We start from the raw sequence: 20,719 nt of genomic DNA on the forward strand, positions 1-20,719 counted from the left end.
GGCCGCCCCTCCCACCCACCACCCCCACCCGTCACCTGGATGGAACAGTGAAGGCTCTCGTGCTCGCGGGGGGATCAGGTACGCGACTGCGACCGATCACCCACACGTCCAGCAAGCAACTGGTCCCGGTCGCCAACAAACCGATCCTCTTCTACGGCCTCGAATCCATCGCCGCCGCGGGCATCACCGACGTCGGCGTCATCGTCGGCAGCACCGCCCCGGAGATCGAGGCCGCCGTCGGCGACGGCTCCGCCTTCGGGCTGAACGTCACCTACATCCCGCAGAGCGAACCCCTGGGACTCGCCCACGCCGTGCTCATCGCCCAACCCTTCCTGGGCGACGACGACTTCGTCATGTACCTCGGCGACAACTTCGTGCTCGACGGCATCACCGACGTCGTCGAGGAGTTCCGCAAGGACCCGCGCGACGCCCAAGTGCTGCTCACCCGGGTGGACAACCCCACGGCCTTCGGCGTGGCGGTCACCGACGACAAGGGCAACGTCCTCGAACTGGAGGAGAAGCCCCGCACGCCGCGCAGCGACCTGGCCATCGCCGGCGTGTACCTCTTCACGACGGCCGTCCACGAAGCGGTGCGGGCCATCCGGCCCTCCGCCCGCGGCGAGCTGGAGATCACCGACGCCCTGCAGTGGATGATCGACCAGGGCATGGCGATCCGCTCCACCGTCATCACCGGCTACTGGAAGGACACCGGCAACGTCACCGACATGCTGGAGGTCAACCGCACCCTCCTCGAACGCCTCCAGCCCCGCGTCGACGGCTACGTCGACGACGAGAGCGAGATCATCGGACGCGTCCGCATCGAGCCGGGCGCCGAGGTCCGCCGCTCCCGCATCGTCGGCCCCGCGATCATCGGCGCCGGCAGTGTCGTCAGCGACTCGTACGTCGGCCCGTCCACGTCGGTCGCGGAGAACTGCCGCATCACCCACAGCGAGATCGAGTACTCGATCGTGCTGCGCGAGTCGTCCTTCGACCACATCCGGCGCGTGGCCGCCTCCCTCGTCGGCCGCAACGTCAAAGTCACCCTCGCGCCCGGACTGCCGGCCACCCACCGCCTCGTCATAGGCGACCACGGGCACGTCCAGCTGTCCTCATGAACCCCATGAACCTGGTGAACCCCGTCCGCCTCCTCGTGGTCACCGCGGTCGAGGCCGAGCGCGACGCCGTCGCACGGGGCCTCGGCCCCACCGCGGCGGTCGGCTGCGGCGACCTGCCGGGCCGCGAGATGCTCCGCATCGGCTGCGCCACCGACACCTCCACCGCACCTGCCCCGCGCACCACACCTGCCCCGCGCACCGCGGCGGGCCCGTGCACCGCCCCTCGCCAACCGCTCAGCACCGATCTGGTGGCCGGGGGAGTGGGCCCCGCCGCCGCGGCCGCCGCGGCCGACGCGGCACTCACCGTGGCGACCGTCCACGGAAACCCGTACCACCTGGTCATCGCCGCGGGCATCGCCGGAGGCTTCGCGCCCATCGCCGACGTCGGATCCGTCGTCGTCGCCGACCGCGTCATCGCCGCCGACCTCGGCTGCCAGACCCCCGACGGCTTCCTCTCCGTGGACAGCCTGGGCTTCGGAGCCTCCGAGCACGCCTGCGCACCCCACCTCTCGGCCGCCGTCGCCCGGGTCCTCGGCGCCGTCCACGCCCCCGTCCTGACCGTCTCCACCGCCACCGGCACGGCAGAACGCGCCCAGGACCTGCGGCAACGCCACGGAGCCGCCGCCGAGGCGATGGAGGGCTTCGGCGTCGCCGAGGCCGCCGCCGTCCACGGCGTCCCGCTGCTGGAACTGCGCACCATCTCCAACACCGTCGGCCCCCGCGACCGCGCCGCCTGGCGCATCCCCGACGCCCTCGCCGCACTCCGGGACGCCTTCGGCGTCCTGCACAACGTGCTCGCCAGGGGCGCCCCACCGCCGTACACCTGAGCGAACCGGGCCCCGAACACCGCGCCTGCGAGCGGCCGTTCGGGGTCCGGCACACCCGCGCCGGTCCACCCACCCCGGTCCCCGGCCGCGGCTCCGGCCTGCGTGAATCGCGGGCCGTTCATGATTTCCAAGGGTTTCCCCAGACAACCCGGCTCGGGGCCGAGAAAGGCTCCCGAGCCGGGTCATGCTGTCCCCACCGCACGAGGAACACACCCAGCGGCCGGACAGCCACAGGGCCCCTCCACCGTGCGCGAAGGCACGTTCCATCACCGAACCGAACCGAACAGCATGGGGGCAGTCCATGACGAATGAAGCCCAGCTTCGGGACTACCTCAAGCGGGTCACCGTCGATCTCCACAACACCCGCCGCCAACTGCGGCAGTTGGAGGCCCGCGAACAGGAGCCCGTCGCCATCGTCGGCATGAGCTGCCGCCTGCCCGGCGGCGTCCGCACACCCGACGACTTCTGGGACCTGCTCGTCTCCGGGACCGACGCGGTGACGGACTGGCCCAGCGACCGCGGCTGGCCCACGGCCGCCGGGGCCGACGGCGCCGACGGCCGCCGCCGCGGCGGCTTCGTCCACGACGCGGACCGGTTCGACCCCGCCTTCTTCGGCATCTCCCCGCGCGAAGCCCTCGCCATGGACCCGCAGCAGCGCCTGCTGCTCGAAGTGGTCTGGGAAGCCTTCGAGCGCGCCGGCATCGACCCCGCCGGACTGCGGGGCAGCCGCTCCGGAGTGTTCGTCGGATGCAGCGACCAGGGCTACACCTCCGGGCTGCGCGAGGTCCCCGACGACGTCCGGGGCCATCTGCTCACCGGCAACTCCATGTCGGTCCTCTCCGGCCGGGTCGCCTACACCCTGGGCCTGGAAGGCCCCGCCGTCACGGTGGACACCGCCTGCTCCTCCTCCCTCGTCGCCCTGCACCTGGCCGCCCAGTCGCTGCGCTCCGGCGAGTGCTCACTCGCCGTCGTCGGCGGCGTCACCGTCATGTCCGGCCCCGGCGCCTTCATCGAGTTCGACCAGCAGGGCGGCCTGGCCGGCGACGGCCGCTGCAAGGCCTTCTCCGACGACGCCGACGGCACCGGCTGGGCCGAGGGCGCCGGAACCATCGTCGTCGAACGGCTCTCCGACGCCCGCCGCAACGGCCACCAGGTCCTCGCGGTACTGCGCGGCAGCGCGGTCAACCAGGACGGCGCCTCCAACGGCCTCACCGCCCCCAACGGCCTCGCCCAGCAGCGCGTCATCCTCGCCGCCCTCGCCAACGCCGGCCTGCCCGCCGCCGAGATCGACGCCGTCGAGGCCCACGGCACCGGCACCTCGCTCGGCGACCCCATCGAGGCCCAGGCGCTCCTCGCGACCTACGGCCAGGGCCGCCCCGCCGACCGCCCGCTGTGGCTCGGCTCGGCGAAGTCCAACATCGGTCACACCCAGGCCGCCGCGGGCGTCGTCGGCGTCATCAAGTCCGTGCTCGCCCTGCGCCACGGCGTCCTGCCGCCCACCCTGCACGCCGAACGCCCCTCGCGACACGTCGACTGGAGCGCCGGCCACGTCCGACTGCTCAGCGAGCCCGTCGAGTGGCCCCACGTCGACCACCCGCGCCGCGTCGGCGTCTCGGCCTTCGGCGTCTCCGGCACCAACGCCCACGTCGTCATCGAGCAGGCCCCCGAGCCCACCGCGGACGAGTCCCCCGCGCAGCCGGCCCCCCGCACCGCCCTGCCGGTCCTGCCCTGGCTGCTGTCCGCCCGCGACGAGGCCACCCTGCGCGCCCAGGCCGGCCGCCTGGCCGCCCACCTGACCGCACGGCCGGACACGGACCCCTACGACCTGGCCGCCTCTCTGGCCACCACCCGCACCACCTTCGAGACCCGAGCCGTCATCCAGGGCCACGACCACGCCGAACTCCTCGCCGGGCTCCACGCGTTGGCGACCGGCGACCCCGACTCCCACACCCTGACGGGCACCGCCCGGGACGGCCGCACCGCGTTCCTGTTCTCGGGTCAGGGTGCGCAGCGGTTGGGGATGGGCCGTGAGTTGTACGAGAGCTTCCCGGTGTTCGCGGAGGCTTTCGATGCGGTGTGCGCTTACGTGGGTGGGGAGTTGCGTGATGTGGTCTTCGGGGAGGACGCGGAGCGGCTGGATCGTACGGAGTGGGCGCAGCCCGCGTTGTTCGCGGTCGAGGTGGCGTTGTTCCGGCTGGTGGAGTCGTTCGGGGTACGTCCGGACATCCTGATCGGCCATTCCATCGGTGAGATCGCTGCCGCGCATGTGGCGGGTGTGTTGTCGCTGGAGGACGCCTGCGCTCTGGTGGTGGCTCGTGGCCGGCTGATGCAGGAACTGCCCGCCGGCGGTGTGATGGTGGCGGTGGAAGCCGCCGAGGACGAGGTGCTGCCTCTGCTGGAGGGTCGCGCGGGTAAGGTGTCGATCGCCGCGGTCAACGGTCCTCGGGCGGTGGTGATCGCGGGTGCCGAGGCTGCCGTCATCGAGGTCGCCGAAGAACTCCAGGCACAGGGGCGGCGCACGACCCGTCTGCGGGTCTCGCACGCCTTCCACTCGCCGCTGATGGAGCCGATGCTCGATGCGTTCCGTGACGTGGCGGGAGGCATCAGCTACGGCACCGCGTCGATCCCGGTCGTGTCGAACGTGACCGGACGCCTCGCCGCGGATGGCGAGTTGGCGTCGCCCGACTACTGGGTACGCCACGTCCGTGAGGCGGTCCGTTTCGCTGATGGAGTGGCTGCGCTGGCCGCCGAGGGTGTGACGCGTTTCCTGGAGATCGGACCCGACGGCACCCTCACCGCCCTCGCGCAGAACGCCGCGGCGGACGACGCGCTGTACGTGCCGGTCCTCCGCAAGGACGGCCAGGAGACCCAGCACCTCGTGACGGCCCTCGCGCGACTGCACGTGAACGGGGCCTCGGTGGCTTGGGGCGCCCTTCTCCAGGGCGCCGCCGGCACGGTCGAGCTGCCCACGTACGCCTTCCGCCGCGACCGTTACTGGCTGGAGCGCTCCTACGGCGAGGACGGATCGGCCGTCGACGTCAGCGGACCGCACCACACGGTCGTCTGGCGTACGGTCGCCGGTCTGCCCGAGGGTTCCCGGCTGTCAGGGCGCTGGCTGTTCCTCAGGCCCGTGTCCCTGGACGGCTCCGACGGCTGGGACGGTGCGCTGACCGGTGCCCTGCACGACGCGGGGGCGGAACTGGTCGTCGTCGAGCATCACCACAGTGACACCCGGGCCGAGTTGGCCCGTCGGATCGCCGTAGCCATCGAGGACGCCCCGGTCACCGGTGTCGTCTCCACGCTCGCTCTGGAGCGCGGCGAGAACGGCGACGTGCCCGGCGGCCTGCTCGCGACCACGGTGCTCGTGCAGGCACTCGGTGACGCCGCTGTCCTGGCACCGCTGTGGACGCTGACCCGGGGAGCTGTCACCACCACGGCCGGCGATCCCGTATCGGAACCGGACCAGGCCGCCGTCTGGGGCCTCGGCCGCGTCGTGGCCCTGGAACACCCCGATCGCTGGGGCGGTCTCGTGGACCTGCCCCCGATGCTGGACGGGCGCTCGGCGGCCCGGCTCGTCACGCTGCTCGCCGAGGGCGCGAAGGCCACGAGCCCGCAGGAGGACCAGGCCGCGATCCGTACCGGTGGTGTCCTGGGCCGCCGTCTGGTTCCGACCTCCCGCGCACCGGAATCGGTCTGGCAGCCGTCCGGCACGATCCTGGTGACCGGTGGCACGGGCGCGCTGGGCGCCAGGGTGGCCCGGTGGGCCGCCCGGCAGGGCGCGGCGCACCTGGTCCTGGTCAGCCGCAGCGGAGCCCAGGCGCCGGGTGCTGAGGAGCTGCGGCGCGAACTGCGTGACATCGGCGCCGAAGTGACCCTGGCCGCACTCGACCTGACAGACCGTGAGAAGCTGCGCGCGCTGCTCGACACCCACCCCGTGGACGCGGTCGTCCACACCGCCGGAGTGCTGGAGGACGGCGTACTCGACGGTCTCACGCCGGGCGCGTTCAGGAACGTCTTCGCCGCCAAGGTCGCCGGTGCGCGCAACCTGGACGAGCTGACCCGCGACCGCGACCTCTCCGCCTTCATCCTCTTCTCGTCCTTCGCCGGCACGGTCGGCTCCGCTGGACAGGCCAACTACGCGGCTGCCAACGCCCTGTTGGACGCCCTCGCGGAACGCCGCAGGAGCGAGGGGCTGCCCGCCACGTCGATCGCGTGGGGGCCCTGGGCCGGTGGCGGCATGGCCGCCGACGCCGACGCGGAGGGCCGCCAACTGCGCGGCGGCGTCGGCCTGCTCGACCCCGACCGGGCCCTGGACGCCCTCGCGGCCTGCGCTGCGGACGCGTCCGCTGTCGCCTTCGTGGCCGACGTCGACTGGAGCCGCTTCGGCCCCGCCTTCACCGCGGTCCGGCCCAGCTCGCTCCTCAGCGAGGTGTACCGGACCCCGGCCGGGTCCGAGCTCACCGTCGAGACCGTCACGACCGGACTGCAGGCCCGGTTGCGCGCCCTCGCCCCCGAAGCCCGCCGACGTGAACTCCTCACCGAGGTGCGCGCCCGGGCCGCCGCGGCACTCGGGTACGCCGGCGCCGAACAGGTCGGTGCGGAGCGGGCGTTCCGGGATCTGGGTGTGGATTCTTTGATCGCGGTGGAGCTGCGCAACGTCCTGGCCTCGGTCTCGGGCGTCGCGCTCCCCTCGACGGTGGTCTTCGATCATCCGACCCCGCAGGCTCTGGCCGAGTTCCTCTACAGCGAGCTGTTCGCGGATGAAGCCGCCGCTACCGCCGTGCCGGGTGGCTCCACACCGATCGCGGTGGACGAGCCGGTGGCGATCGTGGGTATGGCGTGCCGTTTCCCGGGTGGTGTGGAGTCGCCCGAGGATCTGTGGGATCTGCTGGTCAACGGGCGTGACGGCATCGGCGACTTCCCCACCGACCGCGGCTGGGACCTCGATCTGCTCTTCGCTCCCGACCCGGACAACCCGTACGCCAGCCACACCGCCCACGGTGGCTTCCTGTCGGGTGTGGGTGGTTTTGATGCGGGGTTCTTCGGGGTGTCGCCGCGTGAGGCGTTGGCGATGGATCCGCAGCAGCGGTTGTTGTTGGAGACGTCGTGGGAGGCGGTGGAGCGGGCGGGGATGGATCCTCGGTCGTTGCGGGGGAGTCGTACGGGTGTGTTCGCGGGGACGAACGGTCAGGATTATCCGGCGTTGTTGAGTTTGTCGGAGGGTGACTTCGGGGGGTATGTCGGTACGGGTAATGCGGCGAGTGTGGCGTCGGGCCGGGTGTCGTACGTGCTGGGTCTGGAGGGTCCGGCGGTGACGGTCGACACGGCTTGCTCGTCGTCGTTGGTGGCTCTGCATCTGGCGGCGCAGGCGTTGCGGTCGGGGGAGTGTGATCTGGCGCTGGCCGGTGGTGTGACGGTGATGTCGACGCCGGGTGCGTTTGTGGAGTTCGGTCGTCAGGGTGGTCTGGCGGGTGATGGTCGGTGCAAGGCGTTCGCGGAGGAGGCGGACGGTACCGGCTGGGGTGAGGGTGTGGGTGTGCTGCTGGTGGAGCGGCTGTCGGATGCTGTTGCGGCGGGTCGTCGTGTGTTGGCTGTGGTGCGGGGTTCGGCGGTGAATCAGGATGGTGCGTCGAATGGTCTGACGGCTCCGAACGGTCCGTCGCAGCAGCGGGTGATCCGGGCTGCGCTTGCGGCGGCGGGTGTGTCGGCGGCTGATGTGGATGTGGTGGAGGCGCACGGTACGGGGACGAAGTTGGGTGACCCGATCGAGGCGCAGGCGTTGCTGGCGACGTATGGGCAGGGGCGTGAGGGGGAGCGTCCGTTGTGGCTGGGGTCGGTGAAGTCGAACATCGGTCACACCCAGGCTGCCGCGGGTGTGGCTGGTGTGATCAAGATGGTGGAGGCGTTGCGGCATGGTGTGTTGCCGGCGACGTTGCATGTGGGTGAGCCGTCCACGCATGTGGACTGGTCGGCGGGGGACGTACGCCTGCTGACCGAGAGCCAGGCGTGGATGGGGGACGCTGGGCGGGTGCGGCGTGCGGGTGTGTCGTCGTTCGGTCTCAGCGGTACGAACGCGCACGTCATCCTGGAGCAGGCACCCGAAGAGACGGTGGAGGTGGACGAGGGGCCGAGTTTGCCGGTGGTGCCGTGGGTGCTGTCCGGACGCACTCCTGACGCCCTGCGCTCCCAAGCCACCCGCCTGCTGGACGCCGTAGGGACGACGTCCGACGTCGACCGCGTCGAGGTCGGCGCCGCTCTTGCCACGACGCGTACCGCATTTGAGAGCCGAGCCGTCGTCTGGGGCCACGACCACGCCGAACTTCTCGCCGCTCTGGCCGCGTTGGCAGCGGGCGAGCCCAACCCCCGTGCTGTCACCGGAACCGTGGGAGAAGGGCGTACTGCCTTCCTCTTCTCGGGTCAGGGTGCGCAGCGGTTGGGGATGGGGCGTGAGTTGTACGAGAGCTTCCCGGTGTTCGCGGAGGCTTTCGACGCGGTGTGTGCTTACGTGGGCGCGGAGTTGCGTGATGTGGTCTTCGGGGAGGACGCGGGGCGGCTGGATCGTACGGAGTGGACGCAGCCCGCGTTGTTCGCGGTCGAGGTGGCGCTGTTCCGGCTGGTGGAGTCGTTCGGGGTACGTCCGGACATCCTGATCGGCCACTCCATCGGTGAGATCGCTGCCGCGCATGTGGCAGGTGTGTTGTCGCTGGAGGACGCCTGCGCCCTGGTGGTGGCTCGTGGCCGGCTGATGCAGGAACTGCCCGCCGGCGGTGTGATGGTGGCGGTGGAAGCCGCCGAGGACGAGGTGCTGCCTCTGCTGGAGGGCCGCGCGGACGAGGTGTCGATCGCAGCGGTCAACGGCCCCCGGGCGGTGGTGATCGCGGGTGCCGAGGCTGCCGTCATCGAGGTCGCCGAAGAACTCCAGGCACAGGGCCGGCGCACGACCCGTCTGCGGGTCTCGCACGCCTTCCACTCACCGCTGATGGAGCCCATGCTCGACGCGTTCCGCCACGTCGCGGAAGGCATCAGCTACACCGCACCCTCCATCCCCCTCGTCTCGAACGTGACCGGACGCCTCACCGGGGATGGCGAGTTGGCGTCGCCCGACTACTGGGTACGCCACGTCCGTGAGGCAGTCCGCTTCACCGACGGGGTGAGCGCTCTCGCCGCCGAGGGCGTGACCCGCTTCCTGGAGATCGGACCCGACGGCACCCTCACCGCCCTCGCACGCACGGTGCTCGGTGAGGTCGACCGTGTGGTCTGCGTACCCGCGCAGCGCAAGGACCGGTCCGAGGCCGACGCGCTGTACGCCGCGGTCGGAGCGTTGTACGCCGCGGGGCTTTCGGTCGGCTGGGCCGGGGTGTTCGCCGGGGTGCGGCCCGCACCGCTGCCGACGTACGCCTTCCAGCGCACCCGGTACTGGCCGGAGGTGCGGCGTGGCACCCGCGGCGCAGTGGCCGCGGTGTCCGCCGGGGAGGCCGCGTTCTGGGGAGCCGTCGAGCACGGGGAAGCCGATGAACTCGCCGGTGTGCTGGGGCTCGACGCCGGTGAACTGGACCGTGGTGAACTGGACCGTGTCGTGACGGCGCTATCGGTGTGGCGGCGCGCCGAGGTCGAGCGGACCACTGCGGACGCCTGGCGCTACCGCGTGCGTTGGGAGCGTCTGGAGCCGGGCGCGGAGCGGACGGTCACCGGGCGGTGGCTGCTGCTGCAGGCCGGTGACGACGAAGCACTGTCCGGCATCGAGGAGTTCGTGCCGGGAGTCGAGCGCGTCGTGTGCGACGTCGCCGACACCGGGCGTGCGGCCCTGGCAGTCGTGCTGGGCGCGGCAGCGGAAGACGGCGCGCCGGTCGCCGGTGTGCTCTCGTGCCTGCCGGGTGTGGACCGTGCCCTCGCGCTGGTGCAGGGGCACGGCGATGCCGGGCTCACCGCGCCGCTGTGGATCGTCACCAGCGGGGCCGTGGCCGTGGGAGCGGGTACCGAGGCCGCGGTCGAGCCCGGCCCGGCCTCCGTATGGGGGCTCGGTCGTGTCGCCGCGCTCGAACATCCCGATGTCTGGGGCGGTCTGCTCGACCTGCCCGCCCGGCCGGACCGACGCGCGCTCGCCCGGGTCGCCGCGGTGCTGGGCGCCGGCGACGAGGACCAGGTCGCCGTACGCGGCACCGACGCCTACGCGCGTCGGCTCGTGTCCGCGCCCGCCCCCGCCGCCGCGCGGGAATGGACCTCTCCGGAGCGTGTCCTGATCACCGGTGGTACCGGTGCCCTGGGTGCGCGTGTCGCGCGCTGGGTGGTGGAGCACGGGGCGCGTGAACTGGTGCTGACCGGCCGGCGTGGGCCCCAGGCACCCGGCGCGGACGAACTGCGCGCGGAACTCGTCCGACTCGGGGCGCGGGTGTCCGTCGTGGCCTGCGACATGGCGGAGCGCGGCGCGGTCGAGCGGCTGCTCGCCGAGCACCCCGTGGACGCGGTGCTGCACTGCGCGGGCGTGCTGGACGACGACGTGATCGCCGACTACTCGCCCGACCGGCTCGCCGCGGTCCTGCGCGCCAAGGCCGAGGCCGCCGACCACCTCGACGAACTGACCCGCGACAGCGGGCTGTCGGCCTTCGTGACGTTCTCCTCGATCGCCGGTGTCTGGGGCAGCGGCGGGCAGGCCGCGTACGCCGCCGCGAACGCCCATCTCGACGCGCTCGTGGAACGTCGTCGCGCCCGCGGTCTGGCCGGCACCTCCGTGGCCTGGGGCCCGTGGGGAGACACCGGTATGGCCGCCGGCGAGGAGGCCAGGGAGCTGCTGGTCCGTCGTGGGCTGAGGCCGCTGGACCCCACTGCCGCGCTGACGGCCCTCGAACGCGCCCTGGCCGCCCGGGACACGGCCGTGGTCGTGGCCGACGTGGACTGGGACCGGTTCGTGGCGGCGTTCACCACCGGCCGTCCCAGCCCCCTGCTCGCGGCGCTGAGCCACGCGGCCGCGGCACCGGCCGCGGACGGCTCCGCCACGGAGGCGGGCGGCGCGCTGCGCGACCGCCTCGCGCCGCTCGGCGCGCAGGAGCGCGACGCGGCCCTGCTCGACCTGGTGTGCCGCCGTGCCGCCGGGGTGCTCGGCCACGCCGACCCCGCCGCGGTGACCGTCGGACGCGCCTTCCGCGAGATGGGCTTCGACTCCCTCACCGCGGTCGAACTGCGCAACGACCTCACCGCCGAGACCGGCATCCCGCTGCCCTCCACGCTCGTGTTCGACCACCCCACCCCGCTCGCCGTCGCCGAGCACCTTCGGGACGCGCTGTTCGAGACGGTGGCGGAGCGGCACGAGGTGGCGGTGCGGGCCACCGACACCGATCCCGTGGTCATCGTCGGCATGGGCTGCCGGCTGCCCGGTGGCGTCGACGGCCCCGACGAGCTGTGGGAGCTGCTGGCCGCCGGCGGCGACGCCGTCGGCGGGTTCCCCGAGGACCGCGGCTGGGACCTGACCTCCCTGCTGGAGGCCAGTGACACCCGCTCCGGCGGTTTCCTGTCCCGGGCCGCCGACTTCGACGCCGCGTTCTTCGGCATCAGTCCCCGGGAGGCCCAGGCGCTCGACCCGCAGCAGCGGCTGATGCTGGAGACGTCCTGGGAGGCACTGGAGTTCGCCGGGATCGACCCCACCGCCCTGAAGGGCTCGCGCACCGGAGTCTTCGTCGGAGCCGGCAGCTCCGGCTACGCCACCGGTCTGAGCGAGGTCCCCGAGGGACTCGGCGGACATCTGCTGACCGGCCAGGCGGGCAGCGTCGTCTCCGGCCGTGTCTCCTACTCCCTCGGGCTGGAGGGCCCGGCCGTCACGGTCGACACCGCCTGCTCGTCCTCGCTGGTCGCCCTGCACCTGGCCGCGCAGTCGCTGCGCTCCGGGGAGAGTGATCTGGCGCTGGCCGGCGGTGTGACCGTCATGGCCGACCCCGGTGCCTTCGTCGAGTTCAGCCTCCAGGGCGGACTGGCCCCGGACGGCCGGTGCAAGGCGTTCTCCGAGGACGCCGACGGCACCGGCTGGGCCGAGGGCGTCGGCGTGCTGGTCGTGGAGCGGCTGTCCGACGCCCGGCGCAACGGGCACCGCGTGCTGGCCGTCGTGGCGGGCACCGCCGTCAACCAGGACGGCGCGTCCAACGGGCTGACCGCGCCCAACGGGCCCTCGCAGCAGCGGGTCATCCGGCAGGCGCTGGCCTCGGCCGGGCTCGCCCCGGCGGACGTCGACGCCGTCGAGGCGCACGGCACCGGCACCACCCTGGGCGACCCCATCGAGGCGCAGGCGGTGCTGGCGACGTACGGTCAAGGCCGTGCCGAGGACCGGCCGCTGTGGCTCGGCTCCGTGAAGTCCAACCTGGGGCACACCCAGGCCGCGGCCGGCGCCGTCGGCATCATCAAGATGGTCCTCGCCCTGCGCAACGGCATCCTGCCGGCCACCCTGCACGCCGGCCGGCCCTCCTCCCGCGTCGACTGGAATGCCGGACAGGTCCGCCTGCTGGACGAGGCCGTCGCCTGGCCGGCCGGTGAGCGCACCCGCCGTGCCGGTGTCTCCGCGTTCGGCGTCTCCGGCACCAACGCGCACGTCATCCTCGCCGAACCGGACACCGCCGAGGACGCGTCGGGCGCGCCCGCCGGTGACGGGACCGACCACGAGTCGGCCGCCCTGTCGTGGCTGCTGGCCGCGCGCAGCGCACCGGCCCTGCGCGACCAGGCCGCCCGGCTCCTCGCCCACCTCGAACAGCGTCCGGAGCTGGACGTCGCCGACGTCGCGCACGCCCTCGCCCTCACCCGCGCGCCGCTCGAACACCGCGCGGCCGTGACCGGGACCGGCCGTGCCGCGCTGCTGGCCGGACTCGGCGCGCTGGCCACGGGCGAGACGAGCCCCGCCGTGCTCACCGGGAACACCCTGAGCGGCGGCGGCACCGCGTTCCTGTTCGCCGGACAGGGCACCCAGCGTCCCGGCATGGGCCGCGCGCTGTACGACGCGTTCCCCGCGTACGCCGATGCCTTCGACGCCGTCTGCGGGCACTTCGACGGACTGCTGCCGCGGCCTCTCGCCGAGGTCGTGCACGAAGGCGACGCGGACACCCTCAACCGCACCGAGTACGCCCAGCCCGCGCTGTTCGCCGTCGAGGTGGCCCTCTTCCGGCTCCTGGAGACGTTCGGGGCCCGGCCCGCGCACCTCATCGGACACTCCGTGGGCGAGATCGCCGCCGCGCACGTCGCCGGGGTGCTCGCCCTGCCCGACGCCTGCCGCCTGGTCGCCGCCCGCGGCAGGCTGATGCAGGAACTGCCCGAAGGCGGCGCGATGATCGCCCTCCAGGCGGCCGAGGACGAGGTGCTGCCGCTGCTCGCCGGACGGGAGGACGTCCTCGGGATCGCGGCCGTCAACGGGCCACGGTCCGTGGTCGTCTCCGGTGACGAGGACGCGGCCCTCGCCGTCGCCGCCCACTTCGCCGAGCTGGGCCGCAAGACCACCCGGCTGCGGGTCAGCCACGCCTTCCACTCGCCGCGCATGGAGCCGATGCTCGACGACTTCCGCGCCGTGGCGGCCTCCGTCGAGTACGCGGAGCCGCGCATCCCGGTCGTCTCGGACCTGTCCGGCCGGGTCGCCGAGCCCGGCGAACTGACGGACGCCGAGTACTGGGTACGGCACGTACGGCACGCCGTACGGTTCGCCGACGGCGTCGCGGCCCTGGAGGAGCGGGGCGTCGCCCGCCTCGTCGAACTCGGCCCCGACACCACCCTGACCGCCCTGGCACAGGGCTCCTGGCAGGGCGCCGCGCCGCTCGCCGTGCCCACGCTGCGAGACGACCGCGACGAAACGGAGACGCTGCTGGCCGCGGTCGGCGCCCTGCACGCCCACGGCGTCCCCGTCGACCGGCGCGCCCTGCTCGACGCCACCGCGCCCGGCGCCCGCCCGGTGCACCTGCCCACCTACGCCTTCCAGCACCGGCCGTACTGGATCGAGACGGGCACCGCGGCGGGCGACCCGGCTGCCGCCGGACTCGTACCCGCCGACCACCCGCTGCTCGGCGCGGTCGTCCCGTCCGCCGTGGACGACTCCGTACTGCTCACCGGCCGCCTGGGCACCCGCACCGCGAGCTGGCTCGCCGCGCACCGCATCGGCGGCTCGGCCGTCGTCCCGAGCACCGCCTTCGTCGAACTCGCCCTCGCCGCCGGCACCCACGTCGGCCGCCCGCAGGTCCGTGAACTCGTCCTGGAACGCCCGCTGGCGCTGCCCGAGCACGACGGCGTCGCCCTGCAGATCCGCGTGGAGGCGCCCGACGCCCGCGGGGACCGCGCCTTCGCCGTGCACGCACGGCTCGCCACCGACACCGCCGCCGCATGGACCCGGCACGCCGCCGGCGTCCTCACCGCCGAAACCGAACCGGCACCTGCCCACGATCTCTCGGCCTGGCCGCCGCCCGGCGCCGAGGAACTCGACACCGAGGGCCTGTACACGCGGCTGCGGGAGGCCGGCCTCGACTACGGGCCCGTCTTCCAGGGCCTCGCGGCCGCCTGGCGGGACGACACCGCCGTGTACGCCGAGGTCGCCCTGCCCGAGTCCGCCACGGCCGACGCCGGCCGCCACGACCTGCACCCGGCCCTGCTGGACGCCGCCCTGCACCCGCTGGGCCTCGGCGCGTTCGACGGCCTGGGCGACGGGCGCGTGCTGTTCTCCGCGGGTCCGGTCCGGCTGTTCGCCACCGGCGCCACGACCCTGCGCGTCCGCCTGATGCGCAGCGGCGCCGACACGCTCTCCCTCACCGCCGCCGACGCGGTCGGCGACCCCGTCCTGACCATCGGGTCCCTGCTGCTGCGGCCCGCGCCCGGAGCGGCCACGGCCACCACGGACGCGGCCCGCGCCGCCCGGCAGGAGACCGCGCCCGCGGCCGAACCGGGCCGCCGCCGGGCCGCCCGCACCCAGCCTCCCGGCAGCCTCCTGGAACGGCTGGCCGGCCGGCCCGCCGCGGAACGCGAGCGCACGCTCCTCGCCACCGTCCGCGACCGGGTCGCCGCCGTGCTCGGCCACAGCGGCCCCGACGAGGTCGAACCGGCCCTGCCCTTCACCGACCTCGGCCTCACGTCCCTGACCGCGGTCGAACTGCGCAACGGGCTCAGCGCCGCCCTCGGCGTCACCCTCCCCGCCACCCTCGTCTTCGACCACCCGACACCGGCCGCCCTCGCCCGCCACCTCGCCGACGACCTGTTCGGCACCGCCGTCACCGGCGCGCCCACCGCCGTCCGCCGCGCCCTCGACGACGACCCGATCGCGGTCGTCGGCATGGCCTGCCGCTACCCCGGCGGCATCGCCGGGCCCGAGGACCTGTGGGACCTGGTGCGGGCCGGAGCGGACGGCGTCTCGCCGCTGCCCACCGACCGCAACTGGAACCCGGAGCGGCTCTACCACCCCGACCCGGACCACCCCGGCACGGTCTACACCCGCGAGGGCGGCTTCCTGCACGACGCCAGCCACTTCGACCCGGCGTTCTTCGCGATCAGCCCGCGCGAGGCCCTCGCCATGGACCCCCAGCAGCGCCTGCTCCTGGAGGTGTCCTGGGAGGCCCTGGAGCGCGCCGGCGTCGACCCCGCCGCCGCCCGCGGCTCCGCCACCGGTGTCTTCGCCGGCGTCACCTACCAGGACTACGTCACGATCCTCGCGGCCTCCGACGACAACTTCGAGGGCTACGTCGGCACCGGCAACTCGCCCAGCGTGCTCTCCGGCCGTATCTCCTACGCGCTCGGCCTGGAGGGACCGGCCGTCTCCATCGACACCGCCTGCTCGTCCTCGCTCGTCGCCCTGCACCTGGCCGCGCAGTCGCTGCGCCAGGGAGAGTGCGAACTCGCCCTGGCCGGCGGCGTCACGGTGATGTCGACACCCGGCTCGCTCATCGAGTTCAGCCGCCAGCGCGCACTGGCCGAGGACGGCCGCTGCAAGCCCTTCTCGGCGGACGCCGACGGCGCGAGCTGGGCCGAGGGCGTCGGCATGATCGTCCTGGAACGCCTCTCCGACGCGCGCCGCAACGGCCACCAGGTCCTCGCCGTCATCCGCGGCTCGGCCCTCAACCAGGACGGCGCCTCCAACGGCCTGACCGCCCCCAACGGGCCCTCGCAGCAGCGCGTCATCCGCCAGGCGCTGGCCGCCGCGGGACTGTCGCCGCAGGACGTGGACGCCGTCGAGGCGCACGGCACCGGCACCACCCTCGGCGACCCCATCGAGGCCCAGGCGCTCATCGCCGCCTACGGACAGGACCGCGACGAGGAACGGCCGCTGTGGCTGGGCTCGTTGAAGTCCAACATCGGGCACAGCCAGGCCGCCGCGGGCGTCGGCGGCATCATCAAGATGGTGATGGCGCTGCGCGAAGGACTGCTGCCCCGCACCCTGTACGCCGAGCACCCGACCCCGCACGTCGACTGGAGCGCCGGACAGGTCCGGCTGCTGAGCGAGGAGCAGCCCTGGCCGGACACCGGCCGCGCCCGCCGCGCCGGCGTGTCCTCCTTCGGCATGAGCGGCACCAACGCCCACGTCATCGTCGAACAGGCCCCCGACGCACCGGCCGCCCCCGCCACGACACCGGCCGAACTGCCCGCCGTTCCCGTGCTGTTGTCCGCCCGCACGCCCGCCGCGCTGCGCGCCCAGGCGGTCCGGCTCCGCGCCCACCTGCGCGCCCGGCCCGGCACCGCGCTCGCCGACCTCGGCTACACCCTCGCCGTCGGACGGGCCGCCTTCGCCCACCGCGCCGCCGTCCTCGCCGACGACGCGGACCGGCTCGACGAGACGCTCACCGTGCTCGCCGCCGACGGACCGCTCACCGCACCCGCACTGGTCGGCACCGCCGTCGCCGCGGGCGCCGAACCCGTCCTGGTCTTCCCGGGACAGGGCGCCCAGTGGGCCGGAATGGCCCGCGAACTCCTCGACGAGTCACCGGTGTTCGCCGACTGGATCGACCGCTGCGAGCAGGCACTCGCCCCGCACGTCGACTGGTCGCTGACGGCGGTGCTGCGCGACGGCGAGGACGCCGCCGACCTCGGCCGCGTCGACGTCGTCCAGCCGGCCCTGTGGGCCGTCATGGTGGCCACCGCCGCCCTGTGGCGGGCCCACGGCGTCCGGCCGGCCGCCGTCGTCGGCCACTCCCAGGGCGAGATCGCGGCCGCCTGCGTCGCCGGAGCCCTCAGCCTGGAGGACGGCGCCCGCGTCGTCGCCCTGCGCAGCCGGGCCATCACCCGCATCGCCGGAACCGGCGGCATGATGTCCGTGCCGCTGTCCGCCGACGACACCCGCACCCGCATGGCACCGTGGGCGGACCGGCTCGCCGTCGCGGCCGTCAACGGCCCCGCCTCCGTCGTCGTCTCCGGCGAGGCCGGGGCACTGGACGAACTGCACACCGCCCTCACCGGCGACGGCATCCGGGCCCGCAAGGTCAACGTCGACTACGGCTCGCACTCCGCACAGGTCGAGGCGATCCGCGACACCGTCCTCGCCGCCCTGGACGGCATCACCCCGCGCGAGGCGGACATCCCCTTCCGCTCCTCCCTCACCGGCGACTGGCTCGACACCACCGGACTCGGCGCCGACTACTGGTACACCAACCTGCGCGAGACCGTCCGCTTCGAGGACGCCGTACGCGGCCTGATCGCCGCCGGACACCGCACCTTCATCGAGGTCGGACCGCACCCCGTGCTCGCCGTCGGACTGCGCGACACCCTCGACGCGGCCGGCGTGGACGGCGCCGTCCTCGGCTCCCTGCGCCGCGACCACGGCGACCTCAGGCAGTTCCTCGGCGCGCTCGCCGAGGCCCATGTGCACGGCGTCGACATCGACTTCGAGACCGTCTTCGCCGGCACCGGCGCCACCCGCACCGACCTGCCCACCTACCCGTTCGAGCACCAGCGCTACTGGCCGAGCATGCGCGAGGCGGCCGCCGCCGGCCTCGCCGCCGACGGCGGGCTCACGGCCGACTCCGTCGAGGCCCGCTTCTGGCAGACCGTCGAGCAGGAGGACCTGGAGAGCCTGACCGACGCCCTCGACCTGCCCGCCGACGCCCCGCTCAGCAGCGTGCTGCCCGCGCTGGCCGGCTGGCGCAACGCCCGCCGCGAGCAGGCCACCACCGACGCGTGGCGCTACGGCGTCGCCTTCACCCCGCTCAACCCCGGCCCGGCCACCCTCACCGGAACCTGGCTGCTGCTCGCCCCCGCCGACACGGCCGGCCACACCGCCGTCGCCGACGCGGTCGCCGACGCGCTCACCGCGGGCGGCGCCCGCACGGTCCGCCGGATCACCCTGCCCGACGACGACGACGCCGCCGCCGACCGCACGGCACTCGCCGGCCTCCTCACCGCCGACGAGGACACGGGACGCGTCGACGGCGTGCTCTCCCTGCTCGCCCTCGACACCCGCGACCACCCCGCCCACTCGGCCGTCCCGGTCGGACTCGCCGCGACCCTGGCCCTCGTACAGGCGCTCGGCGACCAGGGCATCGAGGCACCCCTGTGGTGCGCGACGCGCGGCGCCGTCGCCGTCGGCGGGGCCGACCCCGCGCCGGACGCCGCCCAGGCCCTCGTCTGGGGCCTCGGCCGGGTCGCCGCCATGGAGCACGCCGAGCGCTGGGGCGGCCTGATCGACCTGCCCGCCGACCTCGACGCCCGCTCCGCCACCCGCCTGGCCGCCGTCCTCGCCGACCCCGGCCAGGAGGACCAGATCGCGCTGCGCACCACGGGCGCCCACGGCCGCAGGCTGGTCCACGCCCCGGGCGCGGACACCCCAGCCGAGACCTGGCAGCCCCGCGGCACCGTCCTGGTCACCGGCGGCACGGGCGCCCTCGGCGGGCACGTCGCCCGCTGGCTCGCCGACCGCGGCGCCACCCGCCTGGTGCTGGCCGGCCGCCGCGGCGCCGACGCGCCCGGCGCCACCGACCTGCGGGACGAACTCACCGCCCGCGGAGTCGACGTCACGCTCGCCGCCTGCGACGTGTCCGACCGCTCCGCGCTCGCCACCCTGCTCGCCGGGATCCCCGCGGACCAGCCCCTGGACGCCGTGTTCCACGCGGCCGGCGCCCTCGACGACGGCGTGATCGACTCGCTCGACGCCGACCGCATGGACCCCGTCCTGCGCGGCAAGGCCACCGCCGCCCGGGCCCTGCACGACCTCACCCGCGACCTCGACCTGTCCGCCTTCGTCCTGTTCTCCTCCACCGCGGGCGTCCTCGGCGGCGCCGGACTCGGCAACTACGCCCCCGGCAACGCCTATCTCGACGCCCTCGCCGCCGAGCGGCGCGCCGCCGGGCTCCCCGCCACGGCGGTCTCCTGGGGCCTGTGGGCCGACGGCGGCATGGTGGGCGACGCGGCGGGCGACCGCATGCGCCGCTACGGCGTCCACCCCATGGACACCGCCGCCGCCTGCGCCGCCCTCGGCCGCGCCCTCGACCTCGGCGACACCCACGTCGTCGTCACCGATCTGCGCTGGGACACCTACGCGCTGTCCTTCACGGCCCCCCGGCCCAGCCACCTGCTGGACGAACTGCCCGCAGCCCGCCGCGCGTTGGACGCCGCCCGGCAGAACGCGACGACGGCGACCGCCGACACGTCCTCGCTCCACACCCACCTGGCCGCGCTGCCCGACTACGAACGGGCCGACGCCGTCCTGGAGATCGTGCGCGGACACGTCGCGAGCGTCCTCGGACACCCCTCGGGCGACGCCGTCGAACCGGAACGGCCCTTCACCGACCTGGGCATCGACTCGCTCAGCGCCGTCGAACTGCGCAACGGCATGAACCGCATCACCGGCCTGCGCCTGCCCAGCACCCTCGTCTTCGACCACCCCAACTGCCGGGCCCTCGCCGACTTCCTGCTCGCCCAGGTCGCCGACGACACGGAGTCCGCCGCGTCCGCCGCGCACGCCGCGCCGGGCGAGGCACCGCGCCGCGCCGCCGCCGACGACCCGATCGCCGTGGTCGCCATGGGCTGCCGGTTCCCCGGCGACATCAGCACTCCCGAACAGCTGTGGCAGATGCTCCTGGACGGCGAGGAGGGCCTCGTGTCCTTCCCCGAGGACCGCGGCTGGGACCTCGACGCCCTCCACCACGGCGAGCCCGGGAAGACCGGCACCGTCTCCACCCGGACCGGCGGATTCCTCAGCGACGCGGGCGGGTTCGACCCGGCGTTCTTCAACATCTCGCCCCGCGAAGCCGTCGCGATGGACCCGCAGCAGCGGCTGCTGCTGGAGATGGCCTGGGAGACGTTCGAGCGGGCGGGCATCGATCCGCGGTCGCTGCGCGGCAGCCGGACCGGTGTGTTCGCCGGCACCAACGGCCAGGACTACACCGGCATGCTCGCCGCCTCCGGCGAGGACTTCGAGGGCTACATGCTGACCGGCAATGCCGCCAGCGTCGTCTCCGGCCGCCTGTCCTACACCTTCGGCCTGGAAGGCCCGGCCGTCACCGTCGACACCGCCTGCTCCGCCTCCCTCGTCGCCCTCCACCTCGCCGTGCAGTCCCTGCGCAACGGCGAATGCGACCTCGCCCTCACCGGCGGCGTCACCGTGATGTCCACGCCCGGTCTGTTCGTGGATTTCAGTCGTCAGCAGGGGTTGGCGGCGGATGGTCGGTGCAAGGCGTTTGCGGATGGGGCGGATGGTACGGGGTTCTCGGAGGGTGGTGGTCTGCTGTTGGTGGAGCGGTTGTCGGATGCTCGGCGTCTGGGGCATCCGGTGTTGGCGGTGGTGGCGGGTTCGGCGGTGAATCAGGACGGTGCGTCGAACGGGTTGAGTGCGCCGAACGGTCCGTC

General features: G+C 74.0%; 3 protein-coding genes. All 3 read left to right on the forward strand.

All coding sequences use genetic code 11. The features are described from left to right. The first annotated feature begins 47 nt into the window (after positions 1-47). Positions 48-1,115: a glucose-1-phosphate thymidylyltransferase gene (locus ACFC8N_RS45350; protein ID WP_362823840.1), complete on the forward strand. Its 1,068-nt coding sequence runs from the start codon at positions 48-50 to the stop codon at positions 1,113-1,115. Beyond that, positions 1,112-1,942, forward strand: a complete 831-nt coding sequence (locus ACFC8N_RS45355; RefSeq protein WP_376295511.1) for a futalosine hydrolase — start codon at positions 1,112-1,114, stop codon at positions 1,940-1,942. Before ACFC8N_RS45350 ends, ACFC8N_RS45355 begins: the two co-directional genes overlap by 4 nt. A gap of 301 nt (positions 1,943-2,243) precedes the next feature. Continuing rightward, a partial coding sequence (locus ACFC8N_RS45360; RefSeq protein ID WP_376295512.1) for a type I polyketide synthase occupies positions 2,244-20,719 on the forward strand: 18,476 nt, incomplete at its 3' end.

This window comes from Streptomyces sp. NPDC055966 (genome assembly GCF_042269865.1).
Taxonomy (GTDB): Bacteria; Actinomycetota; Actinomycetes; order Streptomycetales; family Streptomycetaceae; genus Streptomyces.

Coding starts and splice junctions, on each gene's coding strand:
- ACFC8N_RS45355 (WP_376295511.1), top strand. CDS start 1,112: ATGAACCCCATGAACCTGGTGAACCCCGTCCGCCTCCTCGTGGTCACC.